This is a genomic window from Caballeronia sp. GAWG1-5s-s (assembly GCF_023631445.1).
Lineage (GTDB): Bacteria > Pseudomonadota > Gammaproteobacteria > Burkholderiales > Burkholderiaceae > Caballeronia.
The window spans coordinates 209,509-230,353 of record NZ_JALQDC010000001.1; the positions used below are offsets into that span (position 1 = coordinate 209,509).

Annotated in this window: 18 protein-coding genes and 1 tRNA gene; 14 read left to right on the plus strand and 5 right to left on the minus strand. The window is 64.8% G+C overall.

Features of this window, described 5'->3' with window-relative positions:
• Nucleotides 1–17 precede the first annotated feature (17 nt).
• The 3 genes from NCR34_RS01005 to dprA form a co-directional block, all read right to left on the minus strand.
• Complete coding sequence (locus NCR34_RS01005; RefSeq protein WP_248320853.1) at nucleotides 18–2,675, minus strand: DNA topoisomerase III; 2,658 nt, start codon at nucleotides 2,673–2,675, stop codon at nucleotides 18–20.
• 169 nt (nucleotides 2,676–2,844) lie between these two features.
• Nucleotides 2,845–3,222 carry a thioredoxin family protein gene (locus NCR34_RS01010; RefSeq protein ID WP_248320854.1) on the minus strand — a complete coding sequence of 126 codons (378 nt, stop codon included), beginning with the start codon at nucleotides 3,220–3,222 and terminating at the stop codon, nucleotides 2,845–2,847.
• Nucleotides 3,223–3,294: 72 nt separating this feature from the next.
• A complete protein-coding gene (dprA, locus tag NCR34_RS01015; protein ID WP_248320855.1) occupies nucleotides 3,295–4,515 on the minus strand; it encodes a DNA-processing protein DprA in 1,221 nt (406 codons plus the stop codon).
• 198 nt (nucleotides 4,516–4,713) lie between these two features.
• Here dprA and def point away from each other — a divergent pair, with 198 nt between their 5' ends.
• From def to NCR34_RS01085, 14 genes are all read left to right on the plus strand, one after another.
• Nucleotides 4,714–5,217, plus strand: coding sequence for a peptide deformylase (gene def, locus NCR34_RS01020; RefSeq protein WP_248320856.1), 504 nt, complete (start codon nucleotides 4,714–4,716; stop codon nucleotides 5,215–5,217).
• A 51-nt stretch (nucleotides 5,218–5,268) separates the two neighbouring features.
• Nucleotides 5,269–6,264, plus strand: coding sequence for a methionyl-tRNA formyltransferase (gene fmt / locus NCR34_RS01025; protein WP_248320857.1), 996 nt, complete (start codon nucleotides 5,269–5,271; stop codon nucleotides 6,262–6,264).
• 29 nt (nucleotides 6,265–6,293) lie between these two features.
• Nucleotides 6,294–6,941 carry a LysE family translocator gene (locus NCR34_RS01030; RefSeq protein ID WP_248320858.1) on the plus strand — a complete coding sequence of 216 codons (648 nt, stop codon included), beginning with the start codon at nucleotides 6,294–6,296 and terminating at the stop codon, nucleotides 6,939–6,941.
• A gap of 117 nt (nucleotides 6,942–7,058) precedes the next feature.
• On the plus strand, nucleotides 7,059–7,913 hold the full coding sequence (gene htpX / locus NCR34_RS01035; RefSeq protein ID WP_250498888.1) for a zinc metalloprotease HtpX: 855 nt from the start codon (nucleotides 7,059–7,061) through the stop codon (nucleotides 7,911–7,913).
• Between the two features lie 148 nt (nucleotides 7,914–8,061).
• On the plus strand, nucleotides 8,062–9,531 hold the full coding sequence (gene rsmB, locus NCR34_RS01040; RefSeq protein ID WP_248320859.1) for a 16S rRNA (cytosine(967)-C(5))-methyltransferase RsmB: 1,470 nt from the start codon (nucleotides 8,062–8,064) through the stop codon (nucleotides 9,529–9,531).
• Nucleotides 9,528–10,124 (plus strand): DUF4390 domain-containing protein, encoded by a 597-nt coding sequence (locus tag NCR34_RS01045; protein ID WP_248320860.1) that lies wholly within the window; start codon nucleotides 9,528–9,530, stop codon nucleotides 10,122–10,124. The genes rsmB and NCR34_RS01045 overlap by 4 nt, the downstream gene beginning before the upstream one ends.
• A gap of 22 nt (nucleotides 10,125–10,146) precedes the next feature.
• Entirely contained in the window at nucleotides 10,147–12,573 is a 2,427-nt protein-coding gene (locus tag NCR34_RS01050) for a sensor histidine kinase (protein ID WP_284506434.1), read from the plus strand.
• Nucleotides 12,574–13,290: a response regulator gene (gene esaR / locus NCR34_RS01055; protein WP_248320862.1), complete on the plus strand. Its 717-nt coding sequence runs from the start codon at nucleotides 12,574–12,576 to the stop codon at nucleotides 13,288–13,290.
• A 95-nt stretch (nucleotides 13,291–13,385) separates the two neighbouring features.
• Nucleotides 13,386–13,461: transfer RNA gene (locus tag NCR34_RS01060), tRNA-Phe, on the plus strand.
• Nucleotides 13,462–13,829: 368 nt separating this feature from the next.
• Nucleotides 13,830–14,564 (plus strand): 7-cyano-7-deazaguanine synthase QueC, encoded by a 735-nt coding sequence (gene queC / locus NCR34_RS01065; RefSeq protein ID WP_248320863.1) that lies wholly within the window; start codon nucleotides 13,830–13,832, stop codon nucleotides 14,562–14,564.
• A 46-nt stretch (nucleotides 14,565–14,610) separates the two neighbouring features.
• Nucleotides 14,611–15,243, plus strand: coding sequence for a 7-carboxy-7-deazaguanine synthase (queE, locus tag NCR34_RS01070; RefSeq protein ID WP_248320864.1), 633 nt, complete (start codon nucleotides 14,611–14,613; stop codon nucleotides 15,241–15,243).
• Between the two features lie 17 nt (nucleotides 15,244–15,260).
• Complete coding sequence (queD, locus tag NCR34_RS01075; protein ID WP_248320866.1) at nucleotides 15,261–15,707, plus strand: 6-carboxytetrahydropterin synthase QueD; 447 nt, start codon at nucleotides 15,261–15,263, stop codon at nucleotides 15,705–15,707.
• A 186-nt stretch (nucleotides 15,708–15,893) separates the two neighbouring features.
• A complete protein-coding gene (locus tag NCR34_RS01080) occupies nucleotides 15,894–16,676 on the plus strand; it encodes an HpcH/HpaI aldolase family protein (protein ID WP_248320867.1) in 783 nt (260 codons plus the stop codon).
• Nucleotides 16,673–17,380 (plus strand): tetratricopeptide repeat protein, encoded by a 708-nt coding sequence (locus NCR34_RS01085; RefSeq protein ID WP_371747359.1) that lies wholly within the window; start codon nucleotides 16,673–16,675, stop codon nucleotides 17,378–17,380. The genes NCR34_RS01080 and NCR34_RS01085 overlap by 4 nt, the downstream gene beginning before the upstream one ends.
• Before the next feature lie 12 nt (nucleotides 17,381–17,392).
• On the opposite strand, the gene rodA is transcribed toward NCR34_RS01085, so the two are convergent.
• Together rodA and mrdA are read right to left on the minus strand one after the other, a co-directional pair.
• Entirely contained in the window at nucleotides 17,393–18,553 is a 1,161-nt protein-coding gene (gene rodA, locus NCR34_RS01090) for a rod shape-determining protein RodA (protein WP_371747360.1), read from the minus strand.
• 10 nt (nucleotides 18,554–18,563) lie between these two features.
• Nucleotides 18,564–20,816, minus strand: coding sequence for a penicillin-binding protein 2 (gene mrdA / locus NCR34_RS01095; protein ID WP_250498890.1), 2,253 nt, complete (start codon nucleotides 20,814–20,816; stop codon nucleotides 18,564–18,566).
• Nucleotides 20,817–20,845: the final 29 nt, after the last annotated feature.

The window sequence follows — 20,845 nt, forward strand, 5'->3', positions numbered from 1 at the left end:
TAGGCCGGCGCGGCGGATTAACTCGCTTTACGCGCCGCCGACTTTTTCGCCGCCGCTTTCTTTGCCGGGGCTTTCTTGGCCGCGACCGTCTTCGTGGCCGCCTTCCGCGTCGTCTTCGCGGCTACGGCGACGTCGCTATCGCCTTCGTCCGCGCTGTCGGTCTGGGCATCGGCGGTCGCGCCGCGCTTCGCGGCCGCTGTCTTCGCGCCCGGCTTGGCCTCTTTCTTCTCGAATTCAAAGCCGATCTTGCCGTCCGGTTGCTTGACCAGATACGCCTTGAAGTTGCGCCCCGTCCGCGACGACTTGAAGTTCGTCAGCAAATCGGTTCGGCCTTCGTTCAGCAGCTTCTCCATCTGCTCGCGCGCGATCTCCTGTTGCAGGATGACTTTGCCCGAGCGGAAATCGCAAGTCTTCGGATTCGCGACCGAGTTCTCGCACACGAAACTCATGCCGTGCTCGAACACGCGCGACTGGCACTTCGGACACGCGCCGACCGGCGTCTGCTCGGAGAAATCGGGCGGTTCGCCGTCCTCGCCGCCGGTGTCCTGACCGAAATCGAACTCCAGCTTGAAGTTCTTGATCTCGTCGTCGAACGCGAGCTTGAGGATGGCCGAGAACGGACGCCCCATCTTGCTGCGGAAACCCGACAGCGGACCGATGGTCTTCTCGCGCAGCAGTTCCTCGACTTCCGGGATCTCGAACTGACGCCCGCCCGGAATCTTCGAAATCGAAAACTCGCACTTCGTACAGGCAAAGCGCCGGTAGTTCTCCTTCACCTGCGCGCCGCAATTCGGGCACGGCGTCTCCAGCGTCGCGTAATCGCCGGGGATCGTGTCGGAGTCGTATTCCTTCGCGCGCTTCACGATGGTCTGCGTCATACGCGCGATTTCCTGCATGAACGCGTCGCGATGCAGATTGCCGCGTTCCATCTGCGAGAGCTTGTGCTCCCATTCGCCGGTCAACTCCGGCGCGGTCAGTTCCTCGACGCCGAGCCCGCGCAAGAGCGTCATCAACTGGAACGCCTTGGCGGTCGGAATCAGCTCGCGGCCCTCGCGCACCATGTACTTCTCGCCGAGCAGCCCTTCGATGATGGCGGCGCGCGTGGCCGGCGTGCCCAGGCCCTTCGCGGCCATCGCCTCGCGCAATTCCTCGTCCTCGACGAGCTTGCCCGCGCCTTCCATCGCGGAAAGCAGCGACGCCTCGTTGTAACGCGCGGGCGGCTTGGTCACGAGCCCATGCGCCTCGACCTTCTCGACATCGACCGTTTCGCCCTTTTGCACCGGCACCAGATTGCCTTCCTCGCCTGCGGCTTCGCGGCCGTAGACCTGCAACCAGCCCGGCTCCACGAGCACCTTGCCTTCGGTCTTGAAGTGATGCCCCGAGACTTCGGTGATGCGCGTGGTGACGAGGTACTCCGCCGCCGGGAAGAACACCGACAGGAAGCGCTTCACGACGAGGTCATACAGCTTCTGCTCGGGCTCGGACAGCGCTTTGGGCGCTTGCAGCGTCGGGATGATGGCGAAGTGGTCGCTGATCTTCGAGTTGTCGAAGATGCGCTTGTTCGGCTTCACCCAGCCCTTGTCGAGCACCTGCTTGGCGAACGGCAAGTAGTTGTTGCTCTCTTTGAGCATGGTCAGCGTTTCCTTGACCGTGCCCAGATAGTCCTCTGGCAGCGCGCGCGAATCCGTACGCGGGTAGGTCAGGACCTTGTGCTTTTCATACAGCGCCTGCGCGAGCCCGAGCGTGTTCTTCGCCGAGAAGCCGAAGCGGCTGTTGGCTTCGCGCTGAAGGCTCGTCAGGTCGAACAACAGCGGCGACATCTGCGTGGACGGCTTCGATTCTTCCGTCACCGTGCCGGTCTTGCCGCGGCACGCAGCCACGACCGATTCCGCCGCCGCGAGACTCCACAGACGCGAGTCGCGCTGCTCGGGATCGTTCTCGACGCGCTTGAACTTCGGGTCGAACCAGCGACCTTCGTAGAGGCCCTTCGCCGCGATGAATTCCGCCCGCACTTCCCAGTAGTCGCGCGGCACGAAACGGCGAATCTTCTCTTCACGTTCGACGACGATCGACAGCGTTGGCGTCTGAACGCGGCCGACGGTCGTCAGGAAGAAACCGCCGCCCTTGCTGTTGAACGCGGTCATCGCCCGCGTGCCGTTGATGCCGACGAGCCAGTCCGCCTCCGAGCGGCAACGCGCGGCGTCCGCGAGCGGCTGCATGTCCGCGTCGCTGCGCAGATTCGCGAAGCCTTCGCGGATGGCGGCGGGCGTCATCGACTGAAGCCACAGACGCTGGATAGGCTGCTTCGCTTTGGCGTGCTGCGCGATGAGGCGGAAAATCAACTCGCCCTCGCGCCCCGCGTCGCATGCGTTAATGAGCCGGTCGATATCCTTGCGCTTCAGCAGCTTGGTCAGCACTTTCAGCCGCGATTCGCTCTTCGCGATGGGATTCAGGTCGAAATGCGGCGGAATCACCGGCAGATTCGCGAAGCTCCATTTGCCGCGCTTGACGTCGTATTCCTCCGGCGCGGCAATTTCCAGCAGGTGGCCGACCGCGGACGAGAGCACGTAGTCGTCGCTCTCGTAATACTCGTCATGCTTGGTGAAGCCGCCCAGCGCGCGCGCGATGTCGTTCGCGACGGAGGGCTTCTCAGCGATGATCAGGGCTTTGGACATGACTCAATATGGTTGGGAACTGGCAGCGGCCCCGTTTGGACCGCTTTAACGACCGCTTTATAGCACACGGTTTAGGCCGTGAGCGTCGCGGTTTCGATAACGACGCCCGCCGAACCCGCGTCCGGGCGCGTTTCGGAAGGCGCAATCGGGTGGCGCCGATCCGTTTTGTCTACGCTATAGCAAGCGCCGGGCGCAGCTTGGGCGCGCCGGTCATGTCGGGCAGGGCGGTGAGGTCCGTGAGCATGCGCTCGACGATTGAGACCTGCGGCAGCACCGTGCCGAAAAATCGGGTCGTGGCGGAATCCTCGATCAGAATGGTCGGGAAGTTCTCGACGTCCAGGTCATCGAAGCGGTCCGCCTGGTTTTCGATGTCGATCCACGCGAAGCAGATGTCCGGATGCGCGTCGGCCAGCTTATTGAAACCTTCGCGATAATCCCGGCACGTTCCGCACCACTCCGCGCACAGGCAGGCGACGAACAGCGTGCCCGGCACGGCGAGGCGTTCGGCGATTTGTTCGGCGTCGGTATCGAGATTGAACGCGGACATGGGGTGGAGACGATCCTTTCTTATGGCAAAGCCGTGCGGCGCAATTTCTCGCGAATGTAGCACGAGGCGGGCTCAGGAGCGTTCGAGCGCCCCGTACCGGCCGCCCGGCAGCGCCGCCGCCAGCCCGGCGAGTTCGAGCTGAAGCAGCGCGCCTTGAAGCGCCGCGCCGTCGAGATCGGTGCGCTCGGCCAGAATTTCAAGCGTCGCGGGCGCGTGACCGAGCGCGGCCAGCACGCGTTCGGCGTCGTCCGTCGGGGCGTCGGCAGGCACGCGGGCGGACGCCCACGACGCGCTCGGCGCTCGCGGCTTGCCGCGCCGGCCCGACGCGGGCGCCTGAGCGGCCGGGAAGCCGAACTCTTCGAGCACGTCTTCCGGCGTCTCGACGAGCTTCGCGCCCTGCTTGATGAGCCGGTGGCAGCCCTGCGACAGCGGCGCGTGAATCGATCCGGGAATGGCGAAGACATCGCGCCCGATCTCGGCGGCCAGGCGCGCGGTGATGAGCGAACCCGAGCGCATCGCAGCTTCGACGATTAGTACGCCGCTCGACAATCCCGCGATCAGTCGGTTGCGCTGCGGGAAGTTCGCGGATCGCGCGGGCGTCCCGAGCGGCCATTCCGACAGAATCGCACCGTCGCGAGCGATTTCGTGCGCGAGCGTGTGGTTCTGAGCGGGATACACGAGATCCGCGCCCGTGCCGATGACGGCGATGGTCCCCGCGCGGCCGTCGAGCGCGCCGCGATGCGCGGCGGCGTCGATGCCAAGGGCAAGCCCCGATACGACGGCGAGCCCGGCATCCGAAAGCGCCCGCGCGAAGCGCCGCGCGTCTTCTGCGCCTTGCGGCGTCGCGTTCCGGCTGCCGACGATCGCCACAGCCCGTGACTGAAGCACGTCGAGCCGCCCTTTCGCGTAGAGCACGGGCGGCGGGTCAGGCAAGGTCAAGAGCGCCTGCGGGTAGTCGGCGTCCGCCAGCGTGAGCAGATGATTGCCCGGCTCGGACGCCCAATCGCGCACGCATTCAATATAGTCATCGAAGGGAACGCCTTCGATGTCCGCTGGCGGCGCGGTCACGGCTTTCGCCGCGCTTTCGTCGGTGGCGCGGGCGAGCGCGGCGAAGCTCTCCGACAGCACTTCGAGCGGCCCGCCGAACGCGCCGAGCAACGTGCGCAGCGCGAGCGGGCGCAAGCCTTTCGCGTGCGCGAGCCGCAGCCACGCGCGAAACTCGTCGGATTCGGTTGCCGGCGCGGCGCTTTCAGCAAGGGGCGCCGGGTCGGTCGGCAGGGTGTCGGTCGTCATGTTAAGATTTTTGATCCCGTATAAATCAAGAATCGTCGCCCGGCCGCGCTGCCGGTCCGTAGCGACGCTGTCTGCCGCTTGCCGGCGGCGTTGAATCCCGTGGATTCGCCCGCATATCTTCGGCAAGCCGCAAGGCCCCCGCAACCTGGCCGAATGGCCGACTTCACCGCGTCGTGGCGCGCGTAGATAATCCGAATCATGGCTCTGCTCAAGATACTCAACTACCCGGACAAGCGGCTGAACAAGGTGGCGAAGCCCGTCGCCGTGGTGGACGACCGCATCCGCAAGCTCGTCGCCGACATGGCCGAGACGATGTACGCCGCGCCCGGCGTCGGCCTCGCGGCCACGCAGGTAGACGTGCACGAGCGGGTGATCGTCATCGACGTTTCGGACGCGCACGACGAACTGATGGTCTTCATCAATCCGGAAATCGTCTGGGCGAGCGAGGTTAAGAAGGACTGGGAAGAAGGCTGCCTGTCCGTGCCGGGTATTTACGACGTCGTCGAGCGGCCGGAGCGGGTTCGCGTGAGGGCGCTGAATGAGAAGGGCGAGACGTTCGAGCTCGATTGCGAAGGGTTGCTCGCCGTATGCGTGCAGCACGAAATCGATCACCTCGACGGGCACGTGTTCGTGGAGTATCTGTCCCAACTCAAGCAGACGCGCATTCGCGGGAAGATGAAAAAGCTCGAAAAGGCGCTGTAACCGGCGGTACGATTCACGTTTTTGCAGGCGCGCCGAACGGCGCTTTCTCCGATGACTCAATCGCTGCGTGTCGTTTTCGCCGGTACGCCTGAATTCGCCGCCGCCGCGCTCGCGGCCATCCATGCGGCTGGCTTTCCGGTTCCTCTCGTTCTCACGCAGCCCGATCGCCCCGCCGGCCGCGGCATGAAACTGACCGCCAGTCCGGTCAAGCGTTTCGCGGTCGAGCACGGTCTTCCGGTCGCGCAGCCGACGTCGCTCAGGCGCGCGGGCAAATACCCGCAAGAGGCGGCGCAAGCCATCGACTTGTTGCGCGCCACGCCGCACGATGTGATGGTGGTCGCGGCCTACGGGCTGATCCTGCCGCAGGAAGTGCTCGATATCCCGCCGCGCGGCGCGATCAATATCCACGCGTCGCTGTTGCCGCGCTGGCGCGGGGCCGCGCCGATCCATCGCGCGATCGAAGCCGGCGACGCGCAAACGGGCATCACGCTCATGCAGATGGACGCAGGTCTCGACACCGGCGCCATGATCCGCGAAGTCCGCACGCCCATCCTTCCGGACGACACCACGGCTACGTTGCACGACCGGCTCGCGCAGATGGGCGCGGAACTTATCGTCGCGGCCCTGCGCGATCTCGAACGCGACGGCACGCTTTCCGCCACGCCTCAGCCGGAAGACGGCACCACCTACGCCGAAAAGATTGCGAAGCACGAGGCGGCGCTCGACTGGCGTCGCCCGGCGGACGAACTCGCGCGACAGGTCCGCGCGTTCGATCCGTTCCCGGGCGCGTCCAGCACGCTCGACGACACGGCGATCAAAATCTGGTCGGCGCAGCCGCTCGACAAAGCGCACGGGCAGCAGCCGGGCATCATCCTGGACGTCTCCGCGGAAGGCATCGTCGTGGCTTGCGGCTATGGCGCGCTCAGGCTGACGCAGCTACAGAAGCCGGGCGGCAAGCGGCTCGCGGCGCGCGAATTTCTGGCGGGAACGCCTCTGTCGAAGGGGCAACGTTTCGCCGTTCACGACGACGCGCGCAGCATAGAATAAAAAGTCGCTCACGTTTTTCGGGTTTCCCCATGCTCGGCATCACAGGTTTCGCCTTCTTTCTCGTCGCCGTGTTCCTGCTGAACGTCACGCCGGGGCCGGACACCGCGTATATCGTCGGGCGCAGCGTCGCGCAAGGGCGCGGAGCCGGCATTGTCTCGGCGCTCGGCATTTCGGCGGGATGCGTCGTGCACACGCTTGCCTGCGCGTTCGGCCTCACGGCGATTCTCGCGGCATCGGCGGCGGCGTTTACCGTCGTCAAGATCGCGGGCGCGATCTATCTGATCTACCTCGGCGTTCGGCTGATCTTCACGAAGCACGAGGCCGCGAGCGACGTGGCATCCGCCAAAGCCAGCGCCAAGGGCGCGCCGAAGTCGCTGCGCCAGCTTTTCACGCAGGGCTTCGTCACCAACGTCCTCAACCCGAAGGTCGTGCTCTTTTTCGTCTCGTTTTTCCCGCAGTTCGTCGCGGCGGACAGCCAGCACAAGACGCTCGCGTTTCTCACGCTCGGCCTCGTGTTCATCGCGATGAGCACCGTCTGGAACAGCTTCGTCGCGTGGATCGCGGGCAGCGTCACGGAACGCTTCTCCGGCAAACCGGGCGTGAAGAAGTGGCTGGATCGCGGCGTGGGCGGCGCGTTCGTCGGTCTCGGCATCAAACTGGCCACTTCGCACCGATAGTTGAATTTTTTGCGGATGCCCCTATCTAACGTTTTGCTTACAATGAGCGTCCCGGCCGACGTGGCCGGGACCACCGCGCAGATGGCGCACCGTGTTTAGGGAGAAGGAGCTCCGCATATGTTCAACTGGGTCAAAACCGCGATGCTGATGGCAGCGATCACGGCCCTTTTCGTCTTGATCGGCGGCATGATCGGCGGGTCGAAGGGCATGATGCTCGCGCTCGTCGTGGCGCTCGGCATGAATTTCTTCTCGTACTGGTTCTCGGACAAGATGGTCCTGCGCATGTACAACGCGCAGGAAGTCGACGAAACCACCGCGCCGCAGTTCTATCGCATGGTGCGCGAGCTGGCCACGCGCGCGCAATTGCCGATGCCGCGCGTCTATCTCATCAACGAAGACGCGCCGAACGCGTTCGCCACCGGCCGCAATCCGGAGCACGCGGCGGTCGCGGCGACGACCGGCATCCTGCGCGTGCTGTCCGAGCGCGAGATGCGCGGCGTGATGGCGCACGAACTCGCGCACGTGAAGCATCGCGACATTCTCATCTCGACCATCTCCGCGACGATGGCCGGCGCGATTTCCGCACTCGCGAATTTCGCGATGTTCTTCGGCGGGCGCGACGAGGAAGGCCGTCCGGCCAATCCGATCGCGAGCATTGCCGTGGCGATTCTTGCGCCTATCGCGGGCGCGATGATCCAGATGGCGATTTCCCGCGCGCGCGAATTCGAGGCGGACCGCGGCGGCGCGCAGATCTCGGGCGATCCGCAGGCGCTCGCGAGCGCGCTGGAGAAGATTCACGCGTACGCGTCCGGCGTGCCGTTCCCGACGGCGGAAGCGCATCCTGCCACCGCGCAGATGATGATCATGAATCCGCTGTCGGGTGGCAGCATCGCGAATCTGTTCTCGACGCACCCGGCCACCGAAGAGCGCGTCGCGCGTCTCATGGAAATGGCGCGGACCGGGCGCATGTAAGCGCGTCGCATCGGTAGTCGAAAGCAAGGCCGCTCCGGCATGTCCGGAGCGGCCTTTTTCTTTACTCCCGGCGCATCGGTCGCCTTTGTGGCGCACGTTACAATCGTCGTTTGATATGCTCGCGCCAGCCGCAAGACCCCATCTCGACATGACAGACAAGCCTTCCCGGCGATCCGCCGCCGCGCACCCGCCGCACGCGCACGCTCGCATGAGCGCGCTGCATCTCGCGCCCGATTCGCTCGCGTTCGCGCTCGACGGCGCGGCACAAGCCGTCGGCGCGGTCCGGGCAGGTTCGGCGTTGCCCGCGGCCATCCAGACGGTCGCGGCGTCGGGCAAGCACGCGGCGGCGCGTGGCGCGATTCAGGACATCGCGTATCGCACGATGCGCCGGCTTGCCCTCGCCGATGCGCTCCTGCACAAGCTCGTGCGCAAGGCGCCGCCGCCGCATGTGAGCAACGTGCTCGCGTGCGCGTTCGCTTTGCTCGCGGACGACGAGGCGCACGCGGCATACGCGCCGTTCACCGTGGTCGACCAGGCGGTGAGTTCGATCGCCGCGCGGCGCGAATTTTCCTTCGCGAAGGGGCTCGTGAACGCGGTGCTGCGCAACTTCCTGCGCGAACGCGACGCGCTCATCGCCGAAGCGATGCAAAGCCCCGTCGCGCGCTGGAACTATCCGCAGTGGTGGAACGACGCTGTGAAGCGCGCCCAGCCCGACGCATGGGAGCGCATTCTCGCGGCGGGCAACGTGCAGGGGCCGCTCACGTTGCGCGTCAATGCGCGGCACATGAGCGTGAGCGCGTATCTGGACGTTCTGAAGTCCGAAGGTATCGAAGCGCGCGCAGCGGGGCAGCACGCGGTTCGGCTAAACACGCCGATGCCGGTCGATCGCATTCCCGGCTTCGCGGACGGCGTCGTGTCCGTGCAGGACGCCGGCGCGCAGCTCGCCGCGCAGTTGCTCGATGTTCGCGACGGCATGCGCGTGCTTGACGCCTGCGCCGCGCCCGGCGGCAAGACCGGCCACATTCTGGAGCTGGCGAACGTCGAACTCGTCGCGCTGGAAAGCGATGCGACGCGAGCGGGCCGCATCGCGCAGAATCTGGAGCGCCTGAAGCTGCACGCGGACATTCGCGTGGGCGATGCCGGCGATCCTTCGCAGTGGTTCGACGGCGCGCCGTTCGATCGCATTCTTGCCGACGTGCCGTGTTCGGCGTCGGGCATCGTGCGGCGGCATCCGGACATTCGCTGGCTGCGTCGCTCGTCCGACATTGCCGCGCTCGTCGCTGAACAAAGACGCATTCTCGCGGCGCTGTGGCCGCTCGTCGCGAAAGGCGGCGAACTGCTCTACGTGACGTGCTCCATCTTCCCGGAGGAGGGCGAGGAACAAGCCCGCTGGTTTGGAGCGTCGCATGAAGATGCGGTACGATTGGACGCGCCGGGGCAACTGTTGCCGACAGCGGCGCGCGCAAGCGCGGGTGCGGTTCAAGCGTCACCGGATGGTACACATGCCGAACGCGCCGGTTCCGGCGAGGCAGAGAACGCAGGTCCGCCGTCGAGTGTCAACGCGGAAACCTTCGCGGATCACGACGGATTCTTCTACGCGCGCTTTCAGAAACGGTGACGATCAAACGCTTTTTTCCGCTTCGGCTCGCGGCCGTCATCTGGACTGCGCTGACGCTCTGGCTGAGTTTCATGCCGGCTGCGCCCGCCTTCGCCGAGACCATCTCGGTGCAGCGCGCGTCCTTGCAGGCGGATAACAACGGCTGGAGCCTCGATGCGCATTTCGACTTCGATCTCAACAGCAGTCTCGAAGAAGCCGTGAATCGCAGCGTGCCGCTCTACTTCACCATCGACTTCACGCTTTCACGGCCGCGCTGGTACTGGTTCGACGAAGAGCCGGTCAATGTCTCGCAAAGCATTCGGCTCTCCTTTCAGCCGCTCACGAACGAGTACCGCGTCTCGACGGGCGGCTTGCAATTGCGCTTCGCATCGCTCAATGAGGCGCTCGCGGTCATCAAGCATGTGGCGTCGTGGCATGTGATCGACCGTAATCAGGTGCATGGCGGAGAAACGTACACCGCATCGGTGCGCATGCAGTTGGATATCGCGCTGATGCCCAAGCCGTTCCAGATCGACGCGGTCAACAACCGCGACTGGAACCTGTCCTCGGATTGGAAGCGGTTCACTTTTACGGCGGCGGAACGTGCGAAATAGATTTCGACGCGGCCGCACGGACATGAAGAGTTTCGTGGTTCGGTTGCTGGTCACCACAGTCGCGCTCACGGCGGTTCTGCTGCTCGTGATGCTCGCGCTCGCGAGCGCGAATACGGAATTCTTCGACCGCTATTACGGCTGGCTCTACGCGGCGAATGTGGCGGTGGCGCTCATCTTTATGCTGATCGTCATCAGCCTGACGCTGATTATCGTGTCGCGCGTGCGGCAGGGGCGCTTCGGCACGCGGCTGCTCGCCAAGCTCGCGTTGATCTTCGCGCTCGTGGGCGTGCTGCCGGGCGCGATCATCTACGTCGTGTCGTATCAGTTCGTGTCCCGAAGTATCGAGTCGTGGTTCGACGTGAACGTGGAAACCGCGCTCACGTCGGGCTTGACGCTCGGGCGCGGCATGCTCGAAACGTCGCTCGCGGATTTCAAGAATCGCGGCCGGCAAATGAGCGATCAACTCGCGAGCGCCGATCCGTCGAGCCTCACGCTGACGCTCTTGCGCCTGCGCGATCAGTTCGGTGTGCAGGACGCCGTCGTGTTCGAGCGTCCGCGCGATCAGTACAACCGGGAAGACCTGAACGCAGGCGGACCGTTGCAGCGCGTGGCGGGCTTGCGGACCATCGCGCAGGCGTCGGGGAATTACTATTCGCTCTTGCCCACGAACGAGCCGACCAGCTCCATGCTGAAGGAAGCGCAGGATCGTCCGTTCGGCGCGATAGAAGGCGAAATCGACGGCGATCCGAAATCGAACGGGCCGAAGGGCGCGCTGCGGCTGCGCGTCATCACGAAGATTCCGGACCCGACGACGACCACCGAATTCCAGCACGTCGACCGCTTCTTGCAGATCGAGCAGCCGGTGAGTCAGGAACTCGCGCGCAATGCCGACGCCGTGCAGCGCGCCTATCGCGAGTATCAGGAAAAGCGGCTCGGGCGCACGGGCTTGCGCAAGATGTATATCGGCACGCTGACGCTTGCGCTCTTTCTCGCCACCTTCATCGCGATGATGCTCGCGCTCGCGCTCGGCAATCAGCTTGCGCGGCCGCTCTTCCTGCTCGCGCAAGGCACGAAGGAAGTGGCCGAAGGCGACTACACGCCCAAGCGCGAGATCAATTCGCGCGATGAACTCGGCTTCCTCACGCAGTCCTTCAATGCGATGACGCGCCAGCTTTCGGAAGCGCGGGCGGCGGTCGAAAACAACCGCATCGCGCTCGAACATTCGAAGGCGTATCTCGAAAGCATTCTCGCGAACCTCACGGCGGGCGTGTTCGTGTTCGACCGGCAGTTCCGGCTCACCACCGCGAATCGCGGCGCGGAGCGCATCTTCCGGCAGTCGTTTCGCGCGTTGCAGGGCCATTCGCTCGATCAGATCGACGTGCTCGCTGAATTCGGCGCGATGGTCAAGAAAGCGTTCGCCGAGCGCGATGCGGCGGCTATCGGCAGCGGGCATCCGACGGGGGATCGCGGGCACTGGCAGCAGCAGGTGGCCGTGACCGTGCCCGGCGAGAACGATCCGCTGACGCTGCTCGTGCGCGGCACGCAATTGCTGAGCGCCACCGAGAGCGACACGGAAGACGCCGAGACCACCGGCTATGTCGTCGTGTTCGACGACATCTCCGACGTCATTTCCGCGCAGCGTTCCGTGGCGTGGGGCGAAGTGGCGCGGCGTCTCGCGCATGAGATCAAGAATCCGCTCACGCCTATTCAGCTTTCCGCCGAGCGCCTGCAAATGAAGCTCGCCGACAAGCTCGCGCCGCAAGATGCCGAAGTGCTCAAGCGCGCATCGACGACCATCGTGAATCAGGTGCAGGCGATGAAGCACATGGTCGACGACTTCCGCGAATACGCGCGCACGCCGCCCGCGGTGCTCGGCAATCTGCAACTGAACGATCTCGTCGGCGAAGTGCTGGCGCTTTACGGCATCGAAGAAGGCAAGAGCCCGATCAAGGTGGACCTCGCGAAGCTGCCCGTGATCCGGGGCGACGCGACGCAGATCCGCCAGGTCATCCACAACCTGCTGCAGAACGCGCAGGACTCCGTCGCCGATGTGCCCGAGCCGCGCGTGCTGCTCGAAACGAGGACAGTAGAATATGGCGAGCCCGATGCCTCGGGTCATGCGCGCGTCGCGGTTCGTCTGAGCGTTTCGGATAACGGCGCGGGCTTTCCCGCGCGCATCCTGTCGCGGGCGTTCGAGCCTTACGTGACCACGAAGGCGAAGGGCACGGGTCTGGGACTTGCAACGGTGAAGAAGATCGTCGACGAGCATGGCGCGCGCATCGACATTCGCAATCGGTCGAAAACAGGCGACGTGGTGGAAGGCGCGCAAATCTCGATTCTGTTTCTTCAACTCGCGGACGAGACCGCCGCCGATGGCGCAGCGCCTTCGACTCCGGCGGCCGCGAAACACGGAACGACAAAAGCAACAGTGCAGACAAGGGCAGCTTAAATGGCAACCATCCTGGTGGTAGACGATGAAATGGGGATCCGGGAACTGCTCTCCGAGATCCTGAGCGACGAGGGGCACGTGGTGGACGTGGCGGAGAACGCGCAGCACGCGCGCGAGTACCGCTTGCAGCAGACACCCGATCTCGTCCTGCTCGACATCTGGATGCCCGATACCGATGGCGTCACGCTTCTGAAGGAATGGGCCGCGCAGGGCAAGCTCACGATGCCGGTCATCATGATGTCGGGCCACGCGACCATCGACACGGCCGTCGAAGCGACGAAGATCGGCGCGCTCAACTTTCTCGAGAAGCCGATCGCGCTGCAGAAGCTCTTGAAGGCGGTCGAGCAGGGACTCGCGCACGGCACGGCCGCGCCGGCTGCGGTGGCGGCGGCCAAGCCCGCGCTGAACGCGGGCTCATCGGGCGTGCCGATCGCGGCGGCGTTGCCGACGGCTTCGGCGCTGAACGCATCGTCGGGCGATGCGGGCACGGGCAGCGCGGGGCAGAGTCAGGCGGGGCAGACGGCGTCGATCTCGTTCGACATTCCTCTGCGCGATGCCCGCGACGCCTTCGAGCGCGCGTACTTCGAATATCACCTCGCGCGCGAGAACGGCAGCATGACGCGCGTCGCGGAAAAGACGGGGCTGGAGCGCACGCACCTGTATCGGAAGCTGAAGCAGCTCGGCGTCGATCTCGGAAAGAACAAGAGCGAAGTTTGAGCGGCATGCTGGAGCCGATCCGGACGAAAGCGTGAAAAATTCGGTGAAAGGCTTGAGCACCGTGCCTGTCTCTGATATAGTCTCACTTCTTCGTTGGCCCGGTAGCTCAGTTGGTAGAGCAGCGGATTGAAAATCCGCGTGTCGGTGGTTCGATTCCGCCCCAGGCCACCAGAATGCAAGAAGCCCGAGAGTGTTTTCGCTCTCGGGCTTTTTCATTTGTGTCGTCGGGCGGCGCGCTCATGCGCCGAAAGCGCCGGACGGCAACCCCGGCGAACAATCGTTCAGCGTGATAAAATCCGCGTCGAATTAAGGACTTGCCTCGTCCTCGGACCGCAAGTCCTTTTCTTTTCGATGCCCGAAAAGCATCGGCGAATCACCTCGCAGATTGCTATCGGAGGCATAAAGGCCGCCTGCGTCCGACAAAACGCCACCGGCCTATACTGGATTCGCAGATCGCCGCAGCGCGCGTTCAACGCGACGCCGGTCATTCCACCGGCCATGCGGCGCACGACGCCAATCTCATACACGGAGTTTTCACGGTGACTCGGATAGACGCGAAGGACAGCGCTCTCGTGCTGTTTTCCGGCGGACAGGACTCGGCCACGTGCCTTGCATGGGCGCTCGAACGCTATAAGACCGTCGAGACGCTCGGCTTCGATTATGGCCAGCGGCATCGCGTTGAACTGGAATGCCGCGACGGGTTTCGCGCAGCGGTTGCGCGTGAGTTCCCGCATTGGGCCGATCGGCTCGGCGAAGACCACATGATCGACTTGTCGGTGCTCGGCGCGATCAGCGATACGGCCATGACCCGCGAGATCGAGATTCAGTCGACAGCGAACGGCCTGCCGAACACCTTCGTGCCGGGGCGCAACCTGCTGTTCATGACTATCGCGGCGGCGCTCGCGTATCGGCGCGGATTGAAAGTGCTCGTCGGTGGCATGTGCGAGACGGATTTCTCCGGGTATCCCGATTGCCGCGACGACACCATGAAAGCGTTGCAGGTGGCGCTGAATCTCGGCATGGAAACGCGCTACGCGCTGGAAACGCCGCTCATGTGGCTCGACAAGGCCGACACCTGGCGTCTCGCGGAAACGCTCGGCGGCGAGGCGCTCGTCGAATTGGTTCGCGTGGAAACGCATACGTGCTATGTGGGCGAGCGTTCGGAACTGCACGACTGGGGCTTCGGCTGCGGCCAATGCCCGGCGTGCAAGCTGCGCAAGCGCGGCTACGAGGCGTATCGCGCGGGCGAGCAGGTCACCATCGAACCGGTCTGATTCCGAAGACAGACCACAGCCAGATCACACGGACTACAGAGCAGTCATGACGTACGCGGTAAAGGAAATCTTCTACACGTTGCAGGGCGAGGGCGCGAACGCCGGGCGTCCGGCCGTGTTCTGCCGCTTCGCCGGCTGCAATCTGTGGTCGGGCCGCGAGGAAGATCGCGCGGACGCGGTGTGCCGCTTCTGCGACACGGATTTCGTCGGCACGGACGGCGAGAACGGCGGCAAGTACAAGACGCCGGCGGAACTCGTCGCGAAGATCGCGTCGCTGTGGCCCGAGGGCGCGGCGCACAAGTTCGTCGTGTGCACGGGTGGCGAGCCGATGTTGCAGATCGACCAGCCGTTCGTCGACGCGCTTCACGCGGCGGGCTTCGAAATTGCGATCGAAACGAACGGGTCGATGGCCGTGCTGGAGAGCATCGACTGGATTTGCGTAAGCCCGAAGGCCGACGCGCCGCTGGTCGTGACAAAGGGCAACGAGCTTAAGGTCGTCGTGCCGCAGGACAATCAACGGCTCGCGGAGTACGAAAAGCTCGACTTCGAGTACTTCCTCGTGCAGCCGATGGATGGCCCGTCGCGCGACATCAATACGAAGCTCGCGATCGACTGGTGCAAGCGGCATCCGAAATGGCGGCTGTCGATGCAGACGCACAAATACCTGAACATCCCCTGAGAGACGATCGAGCCGACGTGCAGACGATTACCCGAAAACTCGAATTCGATGCGGGCCACCGCATTCCCGATCACCGCAGCCAGTGCCGCAATCTGCACGGGCATCGTTACGTGCTCGAAATCACGCTGCAAGGCGAACTCGTCGATACGGAAGGCGCGCCGGATCGCGGCATGGTGATGGACTTCGCCGACGTGAAGTCGCTCGCAATGGAACATCTCGTCAGCAAGTGGGATCACGCGTTCATCGTCTACGAAGGCGACGTGAAAGTGCGCGAATTCCTGCAATCGATGACCGATCACAAGACCGTCGTGTTCGACCGCATTCCGACCGTCGAGAACATGGCGGCGGTCGCGTTTCGCATTCTTGCGGATGTCTATGACGCCCACTACGGCGTCGATCTCAAGCTCAAGCGCGTGCGGCTGTACGAAACGCCGAACTGCTGGGCGGACGTCGAGCGGGCGTAAGCGCTTGCGCGTCGAAGGCGCGGCGAACGTCCGCGCCGTTGTCACGGTATGATCGCTCGGTGAGTCGGCCAACTCTGGCCGACGCCGCGCAGTGCATGTCGATCATCCGGAGCGCAACATGCCGTTAGTCATCCAGTCGTGTCCCTTCCTCACATTGCGCAGGGTGCGCTCCCACGGAGCCGCGCGATGAGCACCTTCACGAATCCCCTCAAGCAACGTCTCGCCGATCCGGGTCCGCTCTTCGGCCTGTGGCTGTCGCTGTGCAGCGCCGATGCCGCCGAAGCGCTCGCGCATGCCGGTTTCGACTGGCTGTGCATCGACATGGAACACTCGCCGAACGATAGTCGCGATGTGGTCGAGCAGCTTCGCGCGATCGCCGCCGCGCACTTGCCGACCGAGCCGGTCGTGCGCGTGCCGTTCGCCGAAGGCTGGCTCGTCAAGCGCGTGCTCGATGCAGGCGCGCGTACGCTCATGTTCCCCAACGTGCAGTCGGCGGAAGACGCGGCGCGCATCGTGCGGCTCACGCGCTATCCGACCGAGGCGCAGCTCGAAGGACTGCGCGGCGTCGCGGGCGCGGTGCGCGCGGCGGCATACGGCATGCGGCGCGACTACGTGTCCGGCGCGAACGATCAGATCGCGACCATCGTGCAGATCGAGTCCGTGGCGGCGCTCGCCGCCGTCGATGAGATCGCCGCGACGCCAGGCGTCGATTGCCTGTTCATCGGCCCCGCGGATCTCGCCGCGAGCCTCGGCCATCTCGGCGATAGCAAGCATCCGGACGTGCACGCGGCCATCACCAAAATCGCGGACGCCGCGAAGCGCGCGGGCAAGTGCAGCGGCATTTTCGCGCTCGATGTCGCGAGCGCGCGGCAGTACGCGGAAGCGGGCATCAAGCTCGTTTCGATTGCCGCCGACGTGATGTGGCTCTTGAAGGCGACGCGGCAGGCGTTGCAGGAGGCCCGAGCATGAAGGGCGCTTGGCGTGGCGGCGTGGCGGCGGCAACGGCTGCGCTCGTCTTGATGACGGCGGGCGGCGCGCACGCGCAAGGCATGCCGAAGCCGACCGATCTGGCGACGCAAAACGCCGTCGCCGATTACAACGCGGGCAACCTCGTCGCCGCGCGCTCGGAGTTTCGTCGCGCGGCGGAGAAGGGCAGCCGTCTCGCGCAGTTCAATTACGCGATGATGCTGCTCAACGGCGAAGGCGGCGCCGCCGACGTGCCCGAAGGCAAGAAGTGGCTGCGCCGCGCGGCCGATGCGAACATGACGCACGCGCAGTACGTCTACGGCAAGATGTACGACGACGGCGAGTTCGTAGAGAAAGACCCGGCGGAAGCGCACCGATGGTTCCTGCGCGCCGCGAATCAGGGGCACGTGCAGGCGGAATTGGCGCTCGCGAATCAGTTTCTGGACGGCCGCGGCACCGCTCGCGACAACACGCAGGCGTTCACCTGGTACAAGAAGGCCGCGCAGGGCGGCGACATGACGGCGCAGTACGTCGCGGGATCGTTCTATGAGCGCGGCGGCGATGGCGTCGAGCGCAATCTCAACGTCGCGCGCGCGTACTACGCGGCGGCCGCGGCGCAGGGTGATCCGGCTGCGAAGCTCAAATACCTGCAGCTGAGCGCCGAGATAGAGCAGCAGAAGCCGCCGCCACAGGCGCAGCCGCAGTAATCGCTCGCGGCGTCAGCTTTGCATCAGCCGTTTCTGTCGCGCGACGCTCATGATGAGCCCGACCGCGACGCCCAGCGTGGTCAACGCCGTGCCCCCGTAACTCATGAACGGCAGCGGCACGCCCACGACCGGCAGAATGCCGCTCACCATGCCGATGTTGACGAACGCGTAGGTGAAGAACGCGAGCGTGAGCGATCCGGCCAATAATCGCCCGAAGAAGGTCGCGCCGTTCGCCGCGATGTACAGCCCGCGCGCGATCAGCGCCATGTAGAGAAAGAGCAGCACGAGCCCGCCCGCCAGCCCGAACTCTTCCGAAAACACCGCGAAGATGAAGTCCGTGTGCTTTTCAGGGATGAATTCGAGGTGCGCCTGCGTGCCCTTGAGCCAGCCCTTGCCCAGCGTGCCGCCCGAGCCGATTGCAATCACCGCCTGAATGGTGTGAAAGCCCTTGCCCAGCGGATCGGATGTCGGATCGAGCAGCGTGCAGATGCGGTGCTTTTGATAATCGTGCATCAGCGGCCAGTTGACTTCGGGCTGGCAGATGCGGTCCTGAAATACCGCGACGCTCGCCACCACGACCACCGCCGCCGCGAGCACCGGCACGATCAGCTTGAAACTGAGCCCGGCGAAATAGATGACGAACACGCCCGCCGCGAACACCAGCACCGCCGTGCCGAGGTCCGGCTGCTTCGCGATCAGGCCGACGGGCAGCATCAGAATCACGAAGCCGACGATGTAGTCCCACCAGCGAATATTGCTCTCGCGCCGCTGGTAGTACCACGCGAGCATGAGCGGCATCGCGATCTTCATGATCTCGGACGGCTGAATGACGACGCCGACGTTCAGCCAGCGTTTCGCGCCCTTGCGCGTGAGCCCGAACGCGGCCACGGCGACGAGCAGCGCCACGCCCACCGTATAAAGCGGCACGGCGAAGCGCATGAGCGTCTGCGGCGGAATGTTCGCGAGAACCCACATCAGGCCGAACGTCAGCATGATGTTGCGCAGCTGGTCCTCCACGCGGCCCGGCACATCGAGACTCGCGCTGTAGAGCGTCACGATCCCGACGCACAGCAGCAGAAAAACGATCAGCGCGAGCGGCCGGTCGAAGCCCGCGAACATGCGCTTCGCGCGCTCTATCCACACGTGCTTGTCGAATTGCAGATGCACTTGCATGCCGATTTCCTTATTCGTCGATGCCGCCGGTCGGCGCGAACGTGCGCACGCCGTTCTCCGCGTTGCCGCGCACCATCGTGGGCGTCGGCTCGGTCGGCGCGCTCTTTTGGCCGCGCTTGCGGGCCGGCGCGGCCGACGCCGGCAGCGCCGCTGCGGGCGCGGACGCCGGGCGGCCAGCCGGCAGAGCGGGCGCGGAAGCTGCCTTCGCGACATCGGGATTAGACGCAGCCGACGGCGAGAACGCCGGCGACTGGTTAGCCACCGATGCAGGGAGCGCAGCCGCAGCCGGCGGTTGCGTGCCGCCGATCACGGGCAGGCCAGCGTCTTCCGTCGCGGATGCCGCGGCGGCCACGGCGGCCGCTTCGGCGCCCGGCTTCATCCGGTCCACGAGGTAATAGTCGAGCACTTTTCGCGCGATCGGGCCGGCCGCTTCCGCGCCCCAGCCGCCGTTTTCGACGATCAGCGCCAGCGCGATCTTCGGATTCTCCGCAGGCGCAAACGCGATGAAGAGCGCGTGATCGCGCAGATGCTCGGCTGTCGCGTGGCCGTGATAGTTCGCGCCTTGCAGCGAATAGACCTGCGCCGTGCCCGTTTTGCCGGCCGCGAGATACGACGCGCCCGCGAACACCTTCGCCGCCGTGCCGTTCGTGACCACGCCTCCCATCGCGCGCTTGATGACGTCGATGTCTTGCTGACGCACGGCGATCTTGTCGCTCGGGTCGCGCACGACCGGGCGTATCGCCTTGCTGATCGGGTTCTCGACATCGCGCACGAGGTGCGGCTTCATCACGACGCCGTTGTTCGCGAGCGTCGCCGTCGCGTGGGCGAGTTGCAGGATGGTGAACGAGTTGTAGCCCTGGCCGATGCCGAGGCTGATGGTCTCGCCTTCGTACCAGCGCTGCTGCTCGGGCTTGCGATACGCCTTGCGCTTCCATTCCGTCGACGGAAGAATGCCGCGCGCCTCGCCCGCGATGTCGATGCCCGTAATCTGCCCGAAGCCCCACGGTTTCATGAAACCGGCCATCGCGTTCACGCCCAGGTCGCGCGCCAGCATGTAGAAATACGTGTCGTTGGACACGACGATCGCGCGATTCATGTCCACCCAGCCCTGACCCGAACGCACGTCGTTGCGGAACGTGTGGCCGCCGAACGTGAAATAGCCGGGGTCCTGGAAGCCCCAGCCGGGCGTGCGCTTGTGCAGCGTGAGCGCGGCGAGCGCCATGAACGGCTTGTACGTCGATCCCGGCGGATACGTGCCGTGCAGCGGACGGTTCAGAAGCGGATGGTCCGGCGAATTGTTGAGCGCGTCCCACGTCTGCTGGTCGATGCCATCGACGAAGGAGTTCGGATCGAAGCTCGGCGCGGAGACGAACGCGAGCACGTCGCCCGTGGATGGCTCGATGGCGACCAGCGCGCCGCGCTTGCCCGCGAACGCCTGCTCGGCGACCTGCTGCAAGCCGATATCCAGCGACAGCACGAGGTTGTTTCCCGGCGTCGCCTGCGTGCGCGACATCGTGCGGACCGGGCGGCCGCCCGCCGTGACTTCCACTTCCTCAAAACCGGTCAGGCCGTGCAACTCGGTCTCGTAACTCTGCTCGACGCCGATTTTGCCGACGTAATCCGTGCCCTTGTAGTTATTCGCGTCGAGGCGCGGATCGTAGTGATCCGAGTTCGCGTCGTTCGCGTCGCTTGCATCGTCGATGCGTTCCTGATCGCGCTGCGAAATGCGGCCGATATAGCCGATCACGTGCGCTGCCGTCGTGCCGAGCGGGTACTGCCGGAACAGCCGCGCGCGCACTTCCACGCCGGGAAAGCGGAAGCGTTGCGCGGTGAACTTGGCGACTTCTTCGTCGGTGAGGCGCGTGCGGATGGGCAGGCTCTCGAAATTCTTCGAGTCCTCGAGCAGTTTCTTGAAACGCCGGCGGTCGCGCGAATCGATCGGGATGACTTGCGAAAGCGCGTCGATGACTTCATCGAGCGTGCCGTTGATCTTCGACGGCGTGATTTCCAGCGTGTAGGCGGAATAGTTCTTCGCCAGCACGATGCCGTTGCGGTCCGTAATGATGCCGCGGTTCGGCACGATCGGCGCGACCGAGATGCGGTTCTCGTTGGCCTGCAACGAGTACTTGCTGAAGTGCCAGACCTGCAAATAAAGAAAACGCAGGCCGATCAACCCGAAGCAGACGAACACGAACAGTCCCGCCGCCGCGACGCGCAGGCGGAACTTCGACAACTGTTGCTCGGTGTTCTTGATTTCGGTCATGCGGGTTTCGCGAGTGGTTCGCGATTCTT

What these genes read in the sequence shown, in the direction of transcription:
- NCR34_RS01005 (WP_248320853.1), bottom strand. Translation starts at nt 2,675, where the DNA reads ATGTCCAAAGCCCTGATCATCGCTGAGAAGCCCTCCGTCGCGAACGAC.
- NCR34_RS01010 (WP_248320854.1), bottom strand. Translation starts at nt 3,222, where the DNA reads ATGTCCGCGTTCAATCTCGATACCGACGCCGAACAAATCGCCGAACGC.
- dprA (WP_248320855.1), bottom strand. Translation starts at nt 4,515, where the DNA reads ATGACGACCGACACCCTGCCGACCGACCCGGCGCCCCTTGCTGAAAGC.
- def (WP_248320856.1), top strand. Translation starts at nt 4,714, where the DNA reads ATGGCTCTGCTCAAGATACTCAACTACCCGGACAAGCGGCTGAACAAG.
- fmt (WP_248320857.1), top strand. Translation starts at nt 5,269, where the DNA reads ATGACTCAATCGCTGCGTGTCGTTTTCGCCGGTACGCCTGAATTCGCC.
- NCR34_RS01030 (WP_248320858.1), top strand. Translation starts at nt 6,294, where the DNA reads ATGCTCGGCATCACAGGTTTCGCCTTCTTTCTCGTCGCCGTGTTCCTG.
- htpX (WP_250498888.1), top strand. Translation starts at nt 7,059, where the DNA reads ATGTTCAACTGGGTCAAAACCGCGATGCTGATGGCAGCGATCACGGCC.
- rsmB (WP_248320859.1), top strand. Translation starts at nt 8,062, where the DNA reads ATGACAGACAAGCCTTCCCGGCGATCCGCCGCCGCGCACCCGCCGCAC.
- NCR34_RS01050 (WP_284506434.1), top strand. Translation starts at nt 10,147, where the DNA reads ATGAAGAGTTTCGTGGTTCGGTTGCTGGTCACCACAGTCGCGCTCACG.
- esaR (WP_248320862.1), top strand. Translation starts at nt 12,574, where the DNA reads ATGGCAACCATCCTGGTGGTAGACGATGAAATGGGGATCCGGGAACTG.
- queE (WP_248320864.1), top strand. Translation starts at nt 14,611, where the DNA reads ATGACGTACGCGGTAAAGGAAATCTTCTACACGTTGCAGGGCGAGGGC.
- NCR34_RS01080 (WP_248320867.1), top strand. Translation starts at nt 15,894, where the DNA reads ATGAGCACCTTCACGAATCCCCTCAAGCAACGTCTCGCCGATCCGGGT.
- NCR34_RS01085 (WP_371747359.1), top strand. Translation starts at nt 16,673, where the DNA reads ATGAAGGGCGCTTGGCGTGGCGGCGTGGCGGCGGCAACGGCTGCGCTC.
- rodA (WP_371747360.1), bottom strand. Translation starts at nt 18,553, where the DNA reads ATGCAAGTGCATCTGCAATTCGACAAGCACGTGTGGATAGAGCGCGCG.
- mrdA (WP_250498890.1), bottom strand. Translation starts at nt 20,816, where the DNA reads ATGACCGAAATCAAGAACACCGAGCAACAGTTGTCGAAGTTCCGCCTG.